The organism is Pseudarthrobacter sp. H2 (assembly GCF_050157045.1).
Taxonomy (GTDB): Bacteria; Actinomycetota; Actinomycetes; order Actinomycetales; family Micrococcaceae; genus Arthrobacter.
On the sequence record NZ_CP189594.1, the window covers coordinates 5,171,628 to 5,189,134 of the forward strand.

Sequence of the window (17,507 nt, forward strand, 5' to 3'; positions counted from 1 at the left end):
AACGAGATGCGCCCCCTGAACCAAGTATTGATGGCCACCGCCGCCGCCATGATGTCGGCATCGCTGCTGGCAGTCCCGGCGCAGGCGACAGAAGGAAATCCCCCAGGCGGGCAGGGCCAGGAAAGCAACAGCACCGCGGGCCGTAACGACGGCGACAACGGCTCGCGGAGCCGGCTCAGCTTCGCCATGATCGGCGATGTCCCCTACGGTGCCGCCGAAATCCAGGCCTTCCCGTCTTACATCCAGGACATCAATGCACATAAGGAACTGTCCTTCGTCGGGCATGTCGGAGATATCAAGAACGGCTCCTCGCCGTGCACGGACGAGTACTTTGCCGGAATCCGCCAGAACTTCGACACGTTCACGCTGCCGCTGGTCTACACGCCCGGGGACAACGAATGGACGGACTGCCACCGGACGAACAACGGTGCCTACAACCCGCTCGAACGCCTGGCGAAGGTCCGTGAAATCTTCGTCCCGCAGCCCGGAATCACGCTGGGAGCCCCGATGAAGGTCAAGTCCCAGGCGCGCCAGGGCTTTCCGGAAAACGTCAGCTTCCAGAAGAAGGACATCGCCTTCACCGCCGTGAACATTCCGGGCAGCGACAACTCGATGCTGCCCTGGTCCGGGCTGGGCAAGACGGCGCCCACCGCCGAGCAGCTCAGCGAAGTCCGCGCACGGACGGCGGCGGACATCCAGGAACTGAAGGAAACCTTCCGGAAGGCCCGCGGGGACGGCAACCGGGCCGTCGTCGTGATGACCCAGGCCGACATGTTTGACCCGACCGTTCCGAACCCTTCGCAGGCTGACTTCGGCGCCTACAAGCCGCTGGTCCAGACGCTGATCGAGGAGTCGAACGCCTTTGGCGGCCCGGTGTACCTGATCAACGGCGACAGCCACGTGTTCAACCAGGACCACCCGCTGGCGGCCGGATCCCCGTGGCTGGCCTTCTACGGCCAGCTGGCCCCGGCGAAAAACCTCACGCGGGTCACGGTGGACGGCTCGAACAACGCCCAGGACTGGCTCAAGGTCACGAGCACCCCGGAGGGGACCCGGGAAGCCCTCAGCTTTGAGCGGATTCCGTTCACCCGCCCGGCGTCCTGACGCCGAACGCGATCTTCCGCAGCAGGACCCGGAGCTGATCCCGTTCCGGACCGTCGAGCGGTGCCAGGGAAGTATCTTCGGCCTCCCGGACAGCTGCCGCGGCACGTTGATGCAGCTCCTTGCCGGCGGCCGTCGGGCGGATGACCTTGGATCGCCGGTCGCGGGGATCAGCCGCGCGAAACACCAGTCCGCGCTGCTCCAGTCCGTCAACCAAGGAGACAATCTGGCTGGGATCCAAGCGCAGGAAATCAGCGAGTTCGCGCTGCGATGGCTCCGAGTCGCTGCATGCCATCGCCAGGACCGAGTAGGAGCGCACCCGGAGATCCAGCGAGGCCAGCAAGGCGTTAGCGTGGCCGCTGCCCAGAGATCGCGCCCGCGCTGCCAGGAATTCTATTTCATTCACCAGATCGCTGGCGAGCAGGCGGTCCGGGGCGGCTGGAATCGAACCGGTTTCCCAAGGGTTGTCCCCATGCTGAGTTGTTTCGGCCACAGGTCCTCGCAGCTTCTGGTTGGCGCCTAAGAACGCTTGACAGCTCCAACGATACCGTCGGCATTCCTGCTGTCCCGAAAATAGTTGAGAAAATTATCATTGACAATCTCAACTATATGGGTTGTCATTTATGTAGCTTCGGTGCTGCCCTCCAGGGCGCTGCCCTGCAAAGTGCCCCGATCGTCTGATAACTCACCCCAAGGAAGTGGACTGTTATGAATAGACTCAAATTTGCCGCCGTCGGAGTTGCCGCGGCGTTGCTGCTCACCGGCTGCGGCGGCGCGTCGCTGTCCGGGTCCGCCTCGAACACCCCGGCCGCCGGAGGCGATGGTGTCCGCAACATCAGCGTCGGTGTGATCTCGATTGCGCCGTCGGCTGCCGTGCAGCTGGGCATCGACGAGGGGATCTTTGCGAAGCACAAGCTGAAGGTCGAGTTGCAGAGCGGGCAGGGTGGCGCAGCGATGCTTCCCGCCGTCTCCACTGGAACGATGAACTTCTCCGTGGGGAACCCGCTGTCCGTGATCCTGGCCAAAAACAAGGGTCTGGACATGAAGATCGTCTCCGGATACTCGAACTCCCTCGCCACCGGCAATGACATCAATGGCGTCGTCGCCAAGGCGCAGTCCGGCATTACCTCGGCCAAGGACCTTGTAGGCAAGAAGGTCGCGGTCAACACCATCAATGCGCAGGGGGACCTGACCATCAAGGAAGTCGTGTCCAAACAGGGCGGCGATCCGAGCGCGGTCCAATTCCTCGAACTGCCGTTCCAAGACATGGGGGCCCAGCTGGCCCAGGGGAACGTGGATGCTGTCTGGGTTCCGGAACCGTTCCTCTCAAAGCTGTTGTCGGAAGGCAACAAGCTGGTGACCTACAACAACCAGGCGGCGCTGCCGGGCCTGCCCACCATGGTCACCTTCACAAGCGGCAACTATGCCCAGCAGAATCCGCAGGTGGTTGCTGACTTCAAGGCGGCCATGACGGAGACCCTTGCCCTGGCGCAGGGCAGCCCCGACAAGGTCCGGGCACTGTTGCCCGGGTTTATGAAGATGCCGGAGGCCGTGGCCAAGGAACTCCGGCTGGAGGCATTCGACGGCAAGCTGGATGAACCCACCCTGGGGAAACTTGGCGAGCTGATGGCCAAGTACGGAATTGTGCCCTCAACGCCAGACGTTTCGGGCACGATCCTGAAATAGCGGCCGTCGGTGAAATGAAGAGGACGACGGCGGGAGGTTCCGCCGTCGTCCTCTTGCGGCTTTCTGCCTAACCGGCGGACTTGGGCAGGCTCCAGGCTGTGACTGCCACGTAACCGCCGTTCACCATGTCCAGGTCCATGGCCAGGCTGCTGCGGGCCGCACCGGAGAACGGCGCGACCAGGACGGTGCCCACCCGGGTGTCGCCGGCGCCGGCCATGGCGTTCCAGCCCAGGTGCGCCTCGGCAGTGGCGCCGGGGGCCACGGTGACGGGGCGGACGCCCGGATCCGTGGTCATGAAGGAACCGCCGCGGACCAGCAGGACCTCCATGGCCCATCCGGCGGTGTCATTGAAGGCGACATCCGGATAGGAGTTGAGGACGCAGGGACTGCCGCCGGTGTTCACGACCCGGATGGGCATGCCCCGGTGCCCGGTGGCGGCGTCCGGTTCCCCGAGGGAGACGGTGACCTGTTCGCCGCGGCACCAGGCCGGATCCGGAGCCTGCAGGGAGGGGCCCACCATCGGGGAGCCGTAGACCACCGGGGGCTCGGACGGGGCCGGTGTGAGGGCCGGGCGGACCTGGACGGCCTTGGCGGCGCGGCCCGCCGCGCCGGACAGCGGCGCGGCCCGCCGCGCCGGACAGCGGCGCGGCCGCCACGAGCAGCACGCCGCAGGCAGCCGTCGCGCCCAGCAGCAGGGTGCGCGCCGGCGTCGGGCGGGCGGTGCGTTCCGGTGCGTCGCCGGGCTGGCCGATGCCGGGCCGGCGGCGGGCCATCAGCGTCCACACCAAAGCCGGGATCCAGCCCCAGATGATGCCCCAGTATCCCGCGGACAGCATCGCGGACTCGACGTTGCTGAACAGCATCGCCGCCCGCGGCGGGGGCCACGCCGCCAGGATGGTCCCGGCGGACCACAGCACGCTGCTGGTGAACGATGCCAGCACGACGCACAGCCACACAGTCATGAAGGCCGGCGTCGCGCGGGCCTTCCCCGCAGCCGGGCGGGGGGACGCAAAGTGCAGGAGCAGCACTGTCAATCCCATCAGGGTCAGCGCGGACAATGCAGGGACGATGACGGGCCAGGGCATCACCGACCGCCAGGCGGAGGCAGCCACTGTTTCCGGAACCACCAGCCGCGCGAAGGAGATGGGAACGATGCTGAACCAGCTCAGAATGGCGAACAGGGCACCGCTTAACAGCCACCCGCATCCTGCCGCCGCTGCCGTCCACGCGTTGCCTGCCGTAACACCCACACGATTCCCCATGGCAGCCAGCCTAACTGGGGGAGCCTGGGCTGCCGGACCAGGGTGTGGGGCAAACAGGTCCTACGGCCCTTCTCGGCCGGCCTGATGATGGGTACGTGTAGAAGTACCACGGCGGTGCGGTCACGCAATGACTCGGTTGAAGCCGGGGTAGGCGGCCCGGGCGGGAAATTCGAACCCGCCAGGGCCGCCGCTACGATGTCCCGACCACGTCCCGCTTCGGGTGCGGGATGAATCTTTTCAGCCGTTCGGCGGGGTGGGATCATTCATATATGGGCGAAAATATTGAACTTGGAGGTACTTCGTCTCCCGTCACCGGGCAGATGAAGACGGTGTCATCCGGGCATCTGGACGGTTTTGGTAGTCCGATCACCCAGCAGATGCGCATCGTCGGTCAACGTCGCCGGGATGCCGAAGAGAAGCTCGAACATCATCTGCTGGAAGCGCGTGCCAAGCATCCATCCGATCATCCCCAGACCGGAGAGCCTGACGCTCCGGACCCCGTCGGGTAGGCGCACGGGCGGGGCAACCGTCCTGATATCCCCCTGCCCCGGTACAGAGGAGGACACATGTCGGAGCACAACATTGCGGGCAAGAAGGTCGCGTTCCTGCTGACCGACGGCGTGGAACAGGTCGAGCTGACCAGCCCGTGGAACGCCGTGAAGGAAGCCGGCGGGCAACCCGTCCTGGTATCTCCCAAGAGCGGGAAGCTGCAGGGCTACGACGGTAGGGAGAAGGGTGGGACCTTCGCCGTCGACCTCCCGGTGGCCGAGGCCGACGCGGCAGACTTCGATGCGCTGGTCATCCCCGGCGGCGTCGTGAACGCGGACCATCTCCGGGTGGACAAGGACGCCCAGGCCTTTGCCCGGGCCTTTTTTGAACAGCACAAGCCGGTTGCCTCGATCTGCCATGGACCGTGGCTGCTGATCGATGCCGGCGTGGTCCAGGGCCGGAACATGACCTCGTACCACACGCTCCGGACGGACCTGTTGAACGCGGGGGCCAACTGGACGGATGAGGAAGTGGTGGTGGACCAGGGCCTGGTGACCAGCCGGAAACCGCACGACCTCCCGGCCTTCAACGACAAGATGCTGGAGGAGATCGAAGAAGGCGGACACGCCGGCCAGACGGCCTGAGCACGGGTCCGGAACGGAACGGAACAAGCGGACAGGGACCGACGGCGGCGCGTGCCGCCGTCGGTCCCTGTCCCGCTTGCCGCAGGCATCAGGCCTATCAAGGGCGGCCTGTATGGGGCAGGATATGCCGTGTAAACGTGCGCCGCCGCTGCCACCGGGCACCTGGGCGGCGCCCCAACGCTGCAAGGAGTCCGCACATGACGACGCTCAACCCCTACCTTGGTTTCCGTGACAACGCGAAGGAAGCCATGACCTTCTACCAGAGCGTCTTCGGCGGCGACCTGGCCATGAGCACCTTCGGCGAATACCATGCCAGCGAAGATGCGGCCGAGCAGGACAAGATCATGCATGCCATGCTGACCACGGAAAACGGCATGGTGCTGATGGGGGCGGACACGCCCAACAGCATGGACTACACGCCCGGTACCAACTTCTCTGTGTCCCTGAGCGGCTCCGACGAGGCCGAACTCCGCAGCTATTTCGACAAACTGGCCGCGGGCGGCACCATCGCGATGCCGCTGGAGAAGGCGCCCTGGGGCGATACCTTCGGCATGTGCAAGGACAAGTTCGGGGTGGACTGGCTGGTCAACATCGCGCCCGCGGCAAGCTAGGCGCCACGGCGGGCCGGCTGGTGCCCGGGACCGCGGACCACGGACCCGGGCTTCAGTCCGGGCTCGCGTCCGTGGTGAGGCCCCGGTCATCGCCCGTTTCCTCGTCCTGCTCCTCGGCCGGGCCCGGCACCTTCCGGGTGTCGCCGGCGGCTCCGGCGTCCTGGTCGGCTTCCGAGTGCGACGGCGGCGTCCCGGACGCCCGGCCGGCCTCCTCCTCCCGCGGCACAGCTTTGGCCTGGCTCTCCACCCCGTCCTTCACGATCTCTTCAGGGTCCTTCGCTTCGGTGCCCATCGATCCCTCCCGGCTCATTTGCTCCAGCCCCGTCGGGGGCGCTGATCCGCCCAAGATACCGCTGCCTCCCCCGCCCGTACAGGATCCGCCTGTTCTTCCGCAGGATTCCCTTGTCGGGGAGCGGCGGCTATCCTTAATCTGCCCGGGACACCGCATGAGCGAGTCCGTTCCTCCCGATCCAGAGAGGCGACCCATGACCGAGAAGCTGCACCTCACACCCGACGACGATTTTCCCGAGGACCTGAGCAAGGTCGAGGACAGGGAACTGCAGGTTCTCGACAGCCAGGTCCAGCGCCAGCTTGACTACGAATACGTTGCCGACGGGGAACCGAACCCGGAAACCGAGTTCCGGCACTATGACCTCGATGAGGAATTCAGTGAACGGGACAAACGGGACGCCTAGCGGGCACGCGGCCTGACCGGGGCGGTCATTGGTCCGGCGGCCCTGCTGATCCTGCTTACTACAATGGGCGAACCAGCTGCAGCTCGCGGGAGTCGCTGAGCCCCGACGCTGAGCAGAAACGAGTTCCCATGAGCAGCCCCGTCCGCTTCGAGATCGAGGCCGCAGGCCACCTCGGCCATGTCTTTGTCTCGCGGCGTCCGCCCGCCGGCCTGCAGGGAAACCAGCATTCAGGCCCCGACGGCGGCGGCCCCGCCGGCGGGAGGCCCCGCCCCGCCGTCGTGCTGGTTCATGGCATCGGTGTCTCGCACCGCTACCTGGGCCGGCTCCACGGCGTGCTGGCGGAGACGGTGGACACCTACTCGGTTGACCTGCCCGGCTTCGGCGCCACCCCGCGGCCGGACCACACCCTGAGCGTGGCTGACCACGCCACGTACATCCTGGGTGCCCTGGAGCAGCTCGGCGTCCTGGACTTCGTGCTCGTGGGCCACTCGATGGGCACCCAGTTCGCCATTCAGGCGGCACTCCAGCAGCCGGAGCGGATCCGCCAACTCGTGCTGATGGGACCGGTCGTGGATCCGAAGCGCCGCACCGTGGCCCAGCAGGCGCTCGCCCTCGGCTACGACAGCCTGTTCTTCGAAAGCCCGTCCGCGAATGCCCTCGTCTTCACCGACTACCTGCGCTGCGGCCCGTCCTGGTACCTCAAGACCCTGCGGGTGATGATGGGCTACCCCACGGAAGAACGGATCACCGGCGTCACTGCGCCGGTCCTGGTGCTGCGGGGCGCCAAAGATCCGGTGGCCGGTGTGGCCTGGTCCCGCCGGCTGGCCGGACGGGCCAAGGCCGGGCAGTTGCGGGAAATCCCCGGAACGGGGCACGTCGTCCAGCACAACCGGGCCGTCGAGGTGGCAGAGGCCATCACGTCCTTTGCCGGGCTTCCTGCCGCCGCCGGGGCTACGGAGGAATTCAGGGCGTGAGCGGCGCCACAGGAGGGGCCGGGTGCGGAGCGTGGTCAGTCGCGGGCCCGGATCCGGCCAAGGACTTCGATGGCGAGGCTGGCGGCGAAGGAAGAAATAAGCGTTGCCGTCAGCAGCGCGACAGGGGGCCATTCGATACCCAAGAAGTCAGCCACGGCCGGGACTCCAAGCACGAAAGCCAGTGCGGTGTACATGGCGCCAATAATGCCCAGGCGGCGCAGATCGAACGGCCGGGACAGGACCGAAAGAATCCACAGCCCCGTCAGCGACAACGCCAGGACTGACGCCGTCCGCACTGCGTTTTCGGTAAAGCCCCCGCTGACCCGGGCGTAAAGCGAGATGGCAAAGATCGTGGTGGTGACGATCAGTCCGGCTGGCACGGCGAAGGACAGGGACCGCCGGAGGAATCCCGGGCGGTACCGGCGCAGGTTCGGCATCAGCGCGAGGAAAAACGCCGGGATTCCGATGGTCAGCCCATCGGTGGCCGACAGCTGGCGGGGGAGGAACGGAAACCCCCACAGCAGGGCGCCGAAGACGACCGACAATCCGACGGCATAAGCGGTCTTGGCGAGGAACAGCATGGACACGCGCTCAATGTTCGCGATGACCCGGCGTCCCTCCGCCACCACACCCGGAAGGCGGTCGAAGCGGCCGTCCAGCAGAATAAGCCGGGATACCGCCTTGGTGGCCGCCGCGGCCGAATCCATGGCGATGCCGATATCCGCCTCCTTGAGGGCCAGCGCATCGTTGACACCGTCACCGGTCATGGCGACAACATGGCCGGAGCGGCGGAGCGCAAGGACCATGTCTTTCTTCTGCGAAGGGGTCACCCGGCCGAACACCGTGTGCTGCTCCATCACAGTTGCCAGTTCGTCAGGATCCTGGGGGAGCTGCCTGGCATCATAGCCGCCGTCGGACTCGAGCCCGACCTCGCGGGCCACCGCTGCCACGGTCCGGGGGTCGTCCCCGGAAATGACGCGGAGCCCGACACCTTGCTCCCGGAAATACGCCAGGGTCCGTGCCGCATCGGGACGGATCTTCTCCCGGAAGGTCAGGAGCACAGCCGGAACCAGCCCATCCGGCAGCGACGGGCTTCCGGCGCCGGGGACCTTCAGGGTGCCCGCGGCGTGGGCCAGTACGAGGGTGCGGAGGCCTGAGGCCGCAAGGTCCGATGCCCTGCCCAGGGCGGCTTCGGTTTCCGCCCCGGCGTCAAGCACTATGTCAGGCGCCCCGAGCACCCACGTGCCCGCGGCGTCCTCGCTGCCGGCGCTGCCGGGCCCCGTGGACACGCCAGCGACGGCAGGGGCAGAGCCGAAGCTGACCGCGCTCCATTTTGTCGCCGACGAGAACGCGACGGTGGAAACCGGGGCGACGGCCTCAGGATGGGGAAAGTGCGGGGCCACGCACCGGGCAGTGGCATTGGCGTGGGGGTCGGCGCCGAACCACCCGAGCGCCAGTTTCCATCCCTCGGGCGGTGTGCCGCTGGCCGGGTGGACGGCGTCGAAAATGATCTTGCCCTCGGTCAGCGTTCCCGTCTTGTCCAGACACAGGACATCGACCCGGGCAAGGCCCTCCACGGCTGCCAGTTCCTGGATGAGGACCTTCCCTTGGGCCAGGCGGAGGCCGCCGACGGCGAAGGCGACGCTGGTCATCAGCACCAGGCCCAGCGGGATCATGGCGATGACGGCCGCCACAGACCCTACTGCCCCGGTCGGCCAGGTTCCGGTGCGGAGGGCTTCCTCCCAGCCGCCCAGGGCCTGCATCTGGCCGTTGATGACGACGGCCATGATGGGCAGGAGCGCGAACGTAATCCATCGCAGGATCCGGTTGAGGCTGTCCCGGATCTCCGAATGGACCAGGGAAAAGAGCTTCGCCTGCGCGGTCAGCCTGCCTGCGTAGGAGTCGGCCCCCACCCGGATCACTCGGGCCCTGCCGTGGCCGGCGACCACGCTTGAGCCGGACAGCACCTCCATGCCCGCGTTCTTGCCCACGGGCCGGGATTCCCCGGTGAGCAGTGATTCATCCAGCTCAAGGCCGTCCTCGTCGAGGACGGCGGCGTCCGCGGGGACCTGGTCGCCGGTCTGGAGCTCCAGGATGTCGTCCTGAACCACGTCGGCCGGTGCGATCACCTGGACGACGCCGTCCCGCAGGACACGCGCCGTGGGCGAATTGAGGACAGCCAGCCGGTCCAGCTGCATCTTGGCCCGGAACTCCTGCACCACGCCGATGATCGCGTTTCCGACCGCGGCAAAACCGAAGAGCGCGTCTTTCCATTGGCCCAGGAACAGCAGCAGCAGGAAGCTGGCGCCCACGATCCCATTGAAGAGCGTCAGCACGTTGGCCTGGAAGATGTGCCACAGGCTCCGGCTCGTGTTGTTGGGAACGGCGTTGCTCCGGCCGTCGCGGACGCGGTCAGCGACGTCGTTGGCAGTCAGCCCGTGACGGGTCAGTGCCTTGAAGGAGTGCCGGGCCGGACTCCGGTGGCCGGCCACGTCCTGGGTGTCTCGCTGAGCCATGTGTGCCATTCTCCGGTGGTCGAGGGCATCCTAAGCTGGTGCCCTCCGCTTTCAGTGTGGCATGGGCCTGCACCCCACAGCGGACCCGCTCCGACCTCGAAGTGGGTCCGTGTCGGGCCGTGGCCGAGCGACTCCAGCACTCTTGTTGACGGGATTTTTGGCAACCGTTCAGCTCGACGACGTACCCTGAGTCCAACGTGACCTTTCCGAATGGATCCTGCATGCCAGAGCTCGATGTACAGGAGCCGCACTCCCCGCCGGTAGCCATCGCCGACGCCGCCCGACGCCCCGCGGACGAGGTCCTTAAGCAGCTGGGCTCCGGCGCGGGCGGACTGAGCAGCGGCGAAGCGGCCAAACGCCTGGCCGGACTCGGGCCGAACGCGGTGCGCACGCACCAGGCCAGCGGCTGGTCCGTGCTGGGCCGGCAGCTCCGCAGCCCCATCCTGATCCTGCTGTTCATCACCGCGGGGCTTTCCCTCTTCCTGGGCGACGCCACAAACGCGGTCGTGATCGGCGTGATCCTGCTGGTCAGCGTCGGGCTTGGCTTCAGCAATGAATTCCGGGCCGAGCGCGCCGCCGAGGCCTGCACTCGCGGGTCACGCACCGCGCGGTGGTTGTCCGCGACGGGGCCGCCGGCGAAGTCGACGTCACCGCCCTGGTGCCGGGCGACGTCGTGCATCTGGGGATCGGTGCGATCATCCCCGCCGACATGCGGGTGCTGACGGCCAAGGACCTGCTGTGCGACGAAAGCATCCTGACCGGGGAATCGTTGCCGGTCGGCAAGGACCCGGCCCCGGTGCCCGGCGGCGCGGCGCTGGGCGACCTGGCATCCTGCCTCTTCATGGGAACCGTGATCCAGTCGGGCAACTGCACCGGGGTGGTGGTCGCCACCGGCGGCCGGGCCGAGTTCGGACGGATCGCCCTCGGCCTCGGCCAGCGGCACCCGCAGACCGAGTTCCAGCTGGGGCTCAAACGCTTCTCGTACCTGCTGCTGCAGGTCGCGATCGGCCTCACTTCGCTGATTTTCATCGCAAACCTGCTGCTGCACCGGCCCCTCATCGAATCACTCCTGTTCTCGCTGGCGATCGCCGTCGGGATCACGCCGCAGCTGCTGCCCGCCGTCGTCAGCACCAGCCTGGCCACGGGAACCAGGCAGCTGGCCAGGCGGAAGGTTCTGGTCAAGCGCCTGGTCTGCATCGAGGACCTCGGCGACATGGACATCCTGGTCACGGACAAGACCGGCACCCTGACGGAGGGACGGATCAGCTTCACCGGCGCTCTGCCAACGGCCCCGGGCATCTCCGAGAGCGAACTTTTCACCCTGGGCCTGCTGGCCACGGAGGCAGAGTATTCCGAGGCGAAGGCATCCGCCGTCGGCCTGAACCCGCTGGACGCCGCGCTATGGGAGTCGCCGCAGGCAACGGCTTTCCAGCCGGCACGCTACGAGCGCCTGGACGTGATCGATTTTGACCATCAGCGGCGCAGGACCAGCGTGCTGGTCCGGGACCGCGGCGGCGCGGCCCGGATGATCACCAAGGGATCGCCGGAAGACGTCCTCGCACTGTGCATGAATGCCCCGGCCGGCGTCCAGGCCATACTGGACGAGCAGTTCGACGCCGGTTCCCGGGTGGTGGCCGTGGCCAGCAGGCCGGCCGCCGGCCTGGCGGACATGACGCCGGCCGATGAAAAGGACCTTGTCCTGGCCGGATTCCTCATCTTCCTGGACCGGCCCAAGGCCAATGCCCGGGCATCCCTGGACCAGCTTGATGCGCTCGGCATCACAGTCAAGATCGCCACCGGCGACAACGCCAAGGTTGCCGAAAAGGTCTGCCGCGAGCTCGGGGTACTCTCCGGCGGGACGCTGACCGGCGCCGAGGTGGAGGCCATGTCCGACGCCGAGCTGGCCGCCGCCGCAGATGAGGCGAGTATCTTCGCGCGCGTCTCGCCCGAGCAGAAGGCCCGGATCATCCGGTTGCTCCGGAAAAGCGGCGGGGCCGTCGGTTTCATGGGCGACGGCGTCAACGATGCGCTCGCCCTGCACGACGCCGACATCGGCATTTCCGTGGACAGCGCAACTGACGTAGCCAAAGACGCGGCCGACGTGGTGCTGCTCGACAAGGATCTGGGCGTCCTGGCCGAGGGGGTGATGGAAGGGCGCCGGATCTTCGCCAACACGATCAAGTACGTGCTGATGGGAACCTCGAGCAACTTCGGCAACATGTTCAGCGCCGCCACGGCCTCCGTGGTGCTGAGCTTCCTGCCGATGCTGCCGGGCCAGATCCTGCTGAACAACCTGCTGTACGACACGGGCCAGCTGGCCATCCCGGGTGACCGCGTGGACAGGGAGCAGCTGGTGGCGCCCTCGCACTGGAACATCGGCTTCATCCGTCGTTTCATGTTCCTTTTCGGGCCGATCAGCTCCGTCTTCGACTTCGCGACGTTCGCCCTGATGCTTTTCGCGTTCGACGCCGTCCCCGGGGAATTCCGGGCGGGCTGGTTCATCGAGTCCATCGGGACCCAGACGCTGATCATCTTCGCGATCCGGACCCGGCGCGTCCCGTTCTTCCGCAGCCGGCCTTCCGTGGGCCTGGCCTGCGCGTCCCTTGGCGTCGTGGCCTTGGGTATCTTCCTTCCGCTCTCGCCGCTGGCCGGAGTGCTGGGCTTCGATCCCCTGCCCGTCCCGTTCTTCCTGGCCCTGCTGGGCATGACGGTGGTGTATCTGGTCCTGGTGGAAACTGCCAAGCACTGGTTCTTCTCGCGCGCAGCCCAGCAGCCTGCTGTTGCCAGACCTGCTGCCGTGCGGCGCCGTGGCACGACCCACCATATCGCCCGCCGGGCCGCACGCTTCAGCATCCCGGTGGCCGGGCCGCTGCTCATCAACCACGGCCCGGGACAGCGTCGAAGGCGCAAAACCGGGCACAAAGGCCCTCGCCCCGCCAGGGTGTCCGGCGGATAGTTGGAGGCAGCGGCCATGAGGTCCATTCCCGCAGTGCAGCCCGCAGTGCAGCCTGCGGAGCGCAGCACGCGCTGCTGACGAGGCCACTGGCCGACTTCCCGACTGGAAAGCCACGGCAATGAGCATTTTTGAAGACAGGGTTGACGCGGGCCGGCAACTGGGCCGGCGCCTGGCGGAACTGCGGGGCCAGGACACCGTGGTCCTGGGCCTTCCCCGCGGCGGCGTGCCGGTAGCCTTCGAGGTTGCGGCAGCCCTGGACGCGCCTCTGGACGTGATCATCGTGCGGAAGCTCGGACTTCCGTACCAGCCCGAGCTCGCCATGGGCGCCATCGGGGAGGGCGGGGTGCGGGTGCTGGATGACCAGGTCCTGACCCACTCCAGGGTAACGGAGCAGGAACTGCAGTCCGTCGAGGATCATGAGCGCGCCGTGCTGGAGAAAAGGGTGGCCCGGTTCCGGAAGGGCCGGGGCCGGGAGGACCTCACCGGACGCATCGCGGTGATCGTCGACGACGGGATCGCCACCGGCTCCACCGCCCGGGTGGCCTGCCGGATAGCCCGGAAGCTCGGCGCCGCCAGGGTGGTCCTGGCCGTGCCGGTGGCACCGGCAGATACCCTCGCGGCCCTGACCGAACCGGACGAGCTGGTCTGCCTGGCGACGCCCCGGCAGTTCACCGCCGTCGGCTACCACTACCGTGACTTCTCGCCGACCGAAGACGACGAGGTGCTGGCGTTGCTCGACCTCGCGGCGAAGCGCCTCCGGGATTCCCCGGCAGCGTCGCGCCGGGCCGCCGCAGCCGAGGCCGCTGACCCCGTCGAATCCGACGAGGAAGTGGAGATCCCGTCACGGGGCGTCCGGCTCCAGGGACAGCTTCATCTTCCGGTTCCGGCCACGAGCGTGGTGCTGTTCGCCCACGGAAGCGGCAGCAGCCGCCACAGCCCGCGGAACCGGTTCGTGGCTTCCGTCCTGCAAAAAGCGGGGCTCGGCACCTTGCTCCTGGACCTGCTGACGCCCGGTGAGGAGCACAACCGCGCCAACGTCTTCGATATCGAACTTCTCGCACGCCGGCTGTCCTCGGCCACGGACTGGCTCGCCACCCGGGCCGACACCGCCTCCTGCGAGGTCGGCTACTTCGGCGCCAGCACGGGCGCGGGGGCTGCGCTGTGGGCCGCCTCCGAACCCGCCGCCCGGATCGCCGCCGTCGTCTCCCGCGGCGGCCGTCCGGATCTCGCCGGCCCCCGGCTTTCGGCTGTGAGCGCGCCCACCCTGATGATCGTGGGCAGCCTCGACTACCAGGTCCTGGAGCTCAACCGGCGGGCCAAGGCCATGCTGCGCTGCCCCAACCAGCTGGCCGTGGTCCAGGGCGCCACCCACCTGTTCGAGGAACCGGGCACCCTGGCAGCGGCGGCCATCCTCGCGAGGGACTGGTTCAAGCGGTACCTGATGGCCTCGGCCGAACCTGTGCCCGGATGACGACAGAGGAGATCCTGATGAGAATTGCAGTGACCGGAGGAAGCGGAAAGCTGGGCCGGAGCGTTGTCCGCAGGCTCACCGAGGACGGCCACCGGGTCACCAACCTGGACCGCACCGGCGAGCGAGGGCCCGGCTTTGTGCAGCTGGACCTGCGCAACTACGGGGCGGTCGTCGACGTTTTCCTGGGCCTGGACGACCGGCACACCGGCTTCGACGCCGTCGTGCATCTTGCCGCGATCCCGGCCCCCGGGCTTGCCCCGGACGCCGCCACCTTCGAGAACAACATGCAGTCCACCTACAACGTGTTCCAGGCGGCCCGGCGGGCCGGGATCAAGAAGATTGTCTACGCCTCCAGTGAGACGGTGCTGGGACTGCCGTTCGACGTCGACCCTCCCTACCTCCCGGTCGACGAGGAATACCCGGCCCGGCCGGAAAGCACCTACTCGCTGGTCAAGCACCTCGAGGAGCAGCTGGCGGTCCAGCTCACCCGCTGGGACCCGGAACTGAGCATCACGGGACTGCGGTTCTCCAACGTGATGGACCCGGCCGACTACGAGGAGTTCCCCTCCTTCGACGCCGACGCGGCACTGCGCAAGTGGAACCTGTGGGGCTACATCGACGGGCGGGACGGCGCCCAGGCGGTGGCCCGCGCCCTGGAGCGCGGCAAGCCGGGGTTCGAGGCGTTCATCATCGCCAATGGGGACACCGTGATGGGCCGTTCCAGCGCCAGCCTCGCCGCGGACGTGTTCCCGAACGTCACGGTGGTCAAGGAACTGGGCGAGCACGAGACCCTGCTCTCGATCGACAAGGCCAAACGGCTCCTGGGTTACGCACCCGAGCACAGCTGGCGGCACTACCACTCGAACCGCACCACACCCACCGAAGACTGACGTCAGGGGTGTCCGGCCCCGGACGCCGGCTCCGCCGTCGCCCCTTGCTGGTGGCGGGACCAGATGGTGCCCATTTCCTCGGTGGACTGTTCGACGATCCTGCTCATGGCCGCGTGGGCGGCATTTGCCTCGCCGCGCTGGATGGCGCTGGCCACATCGACATGAAGCTGCAGCGCCTCATGGTGGGGGAGGTGGGGCGTCAGGCCATGCTCGGTGCGCCCGGTCAGGACTTCCGCGACCAGATTCTGCAGCTGGGAAAACATCGGGTTCCCGGAAGCCTTGAGCACGGCCCCATGGAACTCTATGTCCAGCCGGAGGAACTCCTCCTTGTCCCCGCGCTGGCCTGCCGCCCAAAGTCTCGCAGCCTGGGACACAAGGTCACTGCCGGCGTCCCAGGAAGCGCGCGCGGCGGCAAGCCGGGCAGCCTGTGGTTCGATTGCGCCACGGAGCTCATTGAGTGCCCGCAGCTGTTCGAGCCTCTTGGATGAAGCCAGCCGCCAGCGGATGACCTGGGGATCATAGAGGTTCCAGCAATCGTCGGGCTGCACCACCGTGCCCAGCCGCCGCCGGGACTCCAGCATTCCCATGGAACACAGCACACGGGTGGCTTCCCTGACCACAGAGCGGGAGACGTCGTAGCGAGTTTCGAGCTCGTCCAGGCGCAGGATCGAATTGGCAGCCAGGGTCCCCTCGGCAATGGCGAGCCCCAGATTCTGGACAAGCACCGAGTGCAGGTCCGTTGTGGGCTCCGCCTTTGGGGTTTTCATAAATAAATCATACCGAAGTGCCTCAAGGGGTTGTTTAAGTATGCTTTATTTCCCTATGATCGCTTCCAGAGCAGATGTAAAGACGCATTTGCAGCTGGCCGGACGCCGTGTCCGGCCCCAAAAACTAAGGGAGTCGTAATGAAGCGGCATGCAATTGTGAAGTATGCGGCGGTCGCTGCGGCCCTGTCGCTGGGCCTGACGGCCTGCGGTGGCGGGAGCGGCAGCGGCGACGCCAAGGCCTCGGGGACCGTCCGGGTCACCCTTGCCAACCACGTCTGGACCGAGGGCATCAAGGCGGCCATTCCGGAATTCGAGAAGTCCACCGGACTCAAGGTCGAGCTCACCCAGCTCGGCGAAGACCAGCTCTCGGACCAGTACAACGTCAAGCTCAACGCCGGCAGCGACGAGATCGACGTGATGATGTACCGCCCGCTGCAGGAGGGCAAGGCATTCGCGAAGAACGGCTATCTCGCGGACCTGACGTCCAAGGTGTCCCAGGACGCCGGCTGGGACTGGAAGGACTACCAGGACGGCCCTGTCAAGGCCAGCACCGCTGACGGCAAGGTCGTCGGCGTGCCGATCATCACCGAACGCGAGGTGCTCTACTACCGCAAGGACCTGCTGCAGGCCGCCGGTATCAAGGTTCCCACGACCATGGACGAGCTCCAGGCAGCGGCCAAGACAATCTCGGCCTCCTCGCCGGACACCGCCGGCTTCGTGGCCCGCACCGGCAAGTCCGCCGCCGTCACCCAGTTCTCCAGCTTCCTGTACAGCTTCGGCGGCGACTTCACCGATGCCGGCGGCAAGTCCGCCGTCAGCTCCGATGCCGCCAAGCAGGCCTACGCGTACTACGGCGGGCTGATCAAGAACTACGGTCCCAAGAACGTCAGCACGGACATGAGCTGGCCCGAGGCGATGGCGATCTTCACCCAGGGCAAGGCCGCCTTCTACACCGAGGCCGACTCGCTCTACAAGAACGCCACCGATCCGGCCAAGTCCAAGGTTGCCGACACGGTCGGCTTCGCCGCGCTGCCCGCCGGTCCGGCAGGCTCCAAGCCGTACAACATCCCGTCCTGGGGCCTCGCCGTCAACCAGGCCTCCACCAACCAGGACAACGCCTGGAAGTTCATCCAGTGGGCCACCAGCAAGGAACGCACCCTGGCCGCGCAGAAGGCCGGTGTCCCCGGACCCCGCGCCTCCGTCTGGGCCGACCCTGCCGGAACCTCCACCTACCCGAAGGACCTCGCCGAGGCCATCTCCGCCAGCGCCAAGAACGGCGTCGGCCACGACCGTCCCCAGGTTGTCACGGTAGGCAAGGCCCGCGAGATCGTCGGCGGCCCGATCGTGGCCACCATCACCGGCGCGGACGCTTCCGCCGCCGCCGACACGGCCCACGCGGCCTTCCAGACGTTCCTGGACGGCGAAAAGAAATAGCGCGCCCGGCG

Annotated in this window: 18 protein-coding genes; 13 read left to right on the plus strand and 5 right to left on the minus strand. The window is 67.2% G+C overall.

Annotated features, from left to right (window positions below):
- Positions 1-6 precede the first annotated feature (6 nt).
- Positions 7-1,104 (plus strand): hypothetical protein, encoded by a 1,098-nt coding sequence (locus ACQCSZ_RS23960; RefSeq protein ID WP_427006071.1) that lies wholly within the window; start codon positions 7-9, stop codon positions 1,102-1,104.
- Here ACQCSZ_RS23960 and ACQCSZ_RS23965 read toward each other — a convergent pair.
- A complete protein-coding gene (locus tag ACQCSZ_RS23965; RefSeq protein ID WP_427006072.1) occupies positions 1,085-1,594 on the minus strand; it encodes a MarR family winged helix-turn-helix transcriptional regulator in 510 nt (169 codons plus the stop codon). The genes ACQCSZ_RS23960 and ACQCSZ_RS23965 overlap by 20 nt on opposite strands.
- Positions 1,595-1,809: 215 nt before the next feature.
- Here ACQCSZ_RS23965 and ACQCSZ_RS23970 point away from each other — a divergent pair, with 215 nt between their 5' ends.
- Positions 1,810-2,787 carry an ABC transporter substrate-binding protein gene (locus ACQCSZ_RS23970; protein ID WP_427006073.1) on the plus strand — a complete coding sequence of 326 codons (978 nt, stop codon included), beginning with the start codon at positions 1,810-1,812 and terminating at the stop codon, positions 2,785-2,787.
- A gap of 67 nt (positions 2,788-2,854) precedes the next feature.
- On the opposite strand, the gene ACQCSZ_RS23975 is transcribed toward ACQCSZ_RS23970, so the two are convergent.
- Positions 2,855-3,307 (minus strand): DUF4232 domain-containing protein, encoded by a 453-nt coding sequence (locus ACQCSZ_RS23975; RefSeq protein ID WP_427006074.1) that lies wholly within the window; start codon positions 3,305-3,307, stop codon positions 2,855-2,857.
- Positions 3,308-3,537: 230 nt separating this feature from the next.
- Here ACQCSZ_RS23975 and ACQCSZ_RS23980 point away from each other — a divergent pair, with 230 nt between their 5' ends.
- From ACQCSZ_RS23980 to ACQCSZ_RS23995, 4 genes are all read left to right on the plus strand, one after another.
- A complete protein-coding gene (locus ACQCSZ_RS23980; RefSeq protein WP_427006075.1) occupies positions 3,538-4,134 on the plus strand; it encodes a hypothetical protein in 597 nt (198 codons plus the stop codon).
- A gap of 184 nt (positions 4,135-4,318) precedes the next feature.
- Positions 4,319-4,558 carry a hypothetical protein gene (locus ACQCSZ_RS23985; protein WP_427006076.1) on the plus strand — a complete coding sequence of 80 codons (240 nt, stop codon included), beginning with the start codon at positions 4,319-4,321 and terminating at the stop codon, positions 4,556-4,558.
- 57 nt (positions 4,559-4,615) lie between these two features.
- Positions 4,616-5,182, plus strand: coding sequence for a type 1 glutamine amidotransferase domain-containing protein (locus ACQCSZ_RS23990; RefSeq protein WP_427006077.1), 567 nt, complete (start codon positions 4,616-4,618; stop codon positions 5,180-5,182).
- 197 nt (positions 5,183-5,379) lie between these two features.
- Complete coding sequence (locus ACQCSZ_RS23995) at positions 5,380-5,793, plus strand: VOC family protein (protein WP_427006078.1); 414 nt, start codon at positions 5,380-5,382, stop codon at positions 5,791-5,793.
- A 52-nt stretch (positions 5,794-5,845) separates the two neighbouring features.
- On the opposite strand, the gene ACQCSZ_RS24000 is transcribed toward ACQCSZ_RS23995, so the two are convergent.
- Positions 5,846-6,085 (minus strand): hypothetical protein, encoded by a 240-nt coding sequence (locus tag ACQCSZ_RS24000; RefSeq protein ID WP_427006079.1) that lies wholly within the window; start codon positions 6,083-6,085, stop codon positions 5,846-5,848.
- Between the two features lie 193 nt (positions 6,086-6,278).
- Between ACQCSZ_RS24000 and ACQCSZ_RS24005 the strand changes: the two genes are divergently transcribed.
- Entirely contained in the window at positions 6,279-6,488 is a 210-nt protein-coding gene (locus ACQCSZ_RS24005) for a hypothetical protein (RefSeq protein ID WP_427006080.1), read from the plus strand.
- 128 nt (positions 6,489-6,616) lie between these two features.
- Positions 6,617-7,462 (plus strand): alpha/beta fold hydrolase, encoded by an 846-nt coding sequence (locus tag ACQCSZ_RS24010; RefSeq protein ID WP_427006081.1) that lies wholly within the window; start codon positions 6,617-6,619, stop codon positions 7,460-7,462.
- Between the two features lie 35 nt (positions 7,463-7,497).
- Here ACQCSZ_RS24010 and ACQCSZ_RS24015 read toward each other — a convergent pair whose 3' ends face one another.
- Positions 7,498-9,978: an HAD-IC family P-type ATPase gene (locus ACQCSZ_RS24015; RefSeq protein WP_427006082.1), complete on the minus strand. Its 2,481-nt coding sequence runs from the start codon at positions 9,976-9,978 to the stop codon at positions 7,498-7,500.
- 221 nt (positions 9,979-10,199) lie between these two features.
- Between ACQCSZ_RS24015 and ACQCSZ_RS24020 the strand changes: the two genes are divergently transcribed.
- From ACQCSZ_RS24020 to ACQCSZ_RS24035, 4 genes are all read left to right on the plus strand, one after another.
- Complete coding sequence (locus tag ACQCSZ_RS24020; RefSeq protein ID WP_427006083.1) at positions 10,200-10,700, plus strand: cation-transporting P-type ATPase; 501 nt, start codon at positions 10,200-10,202, stop codon at positions 10,698-10,700.
- On the plus strand, positions 10,589-12,934 hold the full coding sequence (gene mgtA / locus ACQCSZ_RS24025; protein ID WP_427006084.1) for a magnesium-translocating P-type ATPase: 2,346 nt from the start codon (positions 10,589-10,591) through the stop codon (positions 12,932-12,934). The genes ACQCSZ_RS24020 and mgtA overlap by 112 nt, the downstream gene beginning before the upstream one ends.
- Before the next feature lie 118 nt (positions 12,935-13,052).
- Positions 13,053-14,405 (plus strand): phosphoribosyltransferase family protein, encoded by a 1,353-nt coding sequence (locus ACQCSZ_RS24030; protein WP_427006085.1) that lies wholly within the window; start codon positions 13,053-13,055, stop codon positions 14,403-14,405.
- A 17-nt stretch (positions 14,406-14,422) separates the two neighbouring features.
- Positions 14,423-15,295 carry an NAD-dependent epimerase/dehydratase family protein gene (locus ACQCSZ_RS24035; RefSeq protein ID WP_427006086.1) on the plus strand — a complete coding sequence of 291 codons (873 nt, stop codon included), beginning with the start codon at positions 14,423-14,425 and terminating at the stop codon, positions 15,293-15,295.
- Positions 15,296-15,297: 2 nt separating this feature from the next.
- Here the strand turns inward: ACQCSZ_RS24035 and ACQCSZ_RS24040 are convergent, their stop codons facing one another.
- Positions 15,298-16,062 (minus strand): FadR/GntR family transcriptional regulator, encoded by a 765-nt coding sequence (locus ACQCSZ_RS24040; protein ID WP_427006087.1) that lies wholly within the window; start codon positions 16,060-16,062, stop codon positions 15,298-15,300.
- 138 nt (positions 16,063-16,200) lie between these two features.
- Here ACQCSZ_RS24040 and ACQCSZ_RS24045 point away from each other — a divergent pair, with 138 nt between their 5' ends.
- The gene (locus ACQCSZ_RS24045) at positions 16,201-17,496 is read left to right on the plus strand and encodes an ABC transporter substrate-binding protein (RefSeq protein ID WP_427006088.1); all 1,296 of its coding nucleotides are present in this window, start codon (positions 16,201-16,203) and stop codon (positions 17,494-17,496) included.
- Positions 17,497-17,507 lie beyond the last annotated feature (11 nt).

Bases quoted from the DNA above. Each gene is read 5' to 3' on its own strand.
- ACQCSZ_RS23975 (WP_427006074.1), bottom strand. From the start codon at position 3,307: ATGGTGGGCCCCTCCCTGCAGGCTCCGGATCCGGCCTGGTGCCGCGGC.
- ACQCSZ_RS24005 (WP_427006080.1), top strand. From the start codon at position 6,279: ATGACCGAGAAGCTGCACCTCACACCCGACGACGATTTTCCCGAGGAC.
- ACQCSZ_RS23995 (WP_427006078.1), top strand. From the start codon at position 5,380: ATGACGACGCTCAACCCCTACCTTGGTTTCCGTGACAACGCGAAGGAA.
- ACQCSZ_RS23960 (WP_427006071.1), top strand. From the start codon at position 7: ATGCGCCCCCTGAACCAAGTATTGATGGCCACCGCCGCCGCCATGATG.
- ACQCSZ_RS23985 (WP_427006076.1), top strand. From the start codon at position 4,319: ATGGGCGAAAATATTGAACTTGGAGGTACTTCGTCTCCCGTCACCGGG.
- ACQCSZ_RS24040 (WP_427006087.1), bottom strand. From the start codon at position 16,062: ATGAAAACCCCAAAGGCGGAGCCCACAACGGACCTGCACTCGGTGCTT.
- ACQCSZ_RS23990 (WP_427006077.1), top strand. From the start codon at position 4,616: ATGTCGGAGCACAACATTGCGGGCAAGAAGGTCGCGTTCCTGCTGACC.
- ACQCSZ_RS24035 (WP_427006086.1), top strand. From the start codon at position 14,423: ATGAGAATTGCAGTGACCGGAGGAAGCGGAAAGCTGGGCCGGAGCGTT.
- ACQCSZ_RS24000 (WP_427006079.1), bottom strand. From the start codon at position 6,085: ATGGGCACCGAAGCGAAGGACCCTGAAGAGATCGTGAAGGACGGGGTG.
- ACQCSZ_RS24020 (WP_427006083.1), top strand. From the start codon at position 10,200: ATGCCAGAGCTCGATGTACAGGAGCCGCACTCCCCGCCGGTAGCCATC.
- ACQCSZ_RS24045 (WP_427006088.1), top strand. From the start codon at position 16,201: ATGAAGCGGCATGCAATTGTGAAGTATGCGGCGGTCGCTGCGGCCCTG.
- ACQCSZ_RS24030 (WP_427006085.1), top strand. From the start codon at position 13,053: ATGAGCATTTTTGAAGACAGGGTTGACGCGGGCCGGCAACTGGGCCGG.
- ACQCSZ_RS23970 (WP_427006073.1), top strand. From the start codon at position 1,810: ATGAATAGACTCAAATTTGCCGCCGTCGGAGTTGCCGCGGCGTTGCTG.
- ACQCSZ_RS23980 (WP_427006075.1), top strand. From the start codon at position 3,538: ATGCCGGGCCGGCGGCGGGCCATCAGCGTCCACACCAAAGCCGGGATC.
- ACQCSZ_RS24015 (WP_427006082.1), bottom strand. From the start codon at position 9,978: ATGGCTCAGCGAGACACCCAGGACGTGGCCGGCCACCGGAGTCCGGCC.
- ACQCSZ_RS24010 (WP_427006081.1), top strand. From the start codon at position 6,617: ATGAGCAGCCCCGTCCGCTTCGAGATCGAGGCCGCAGGCCACCTCGGC.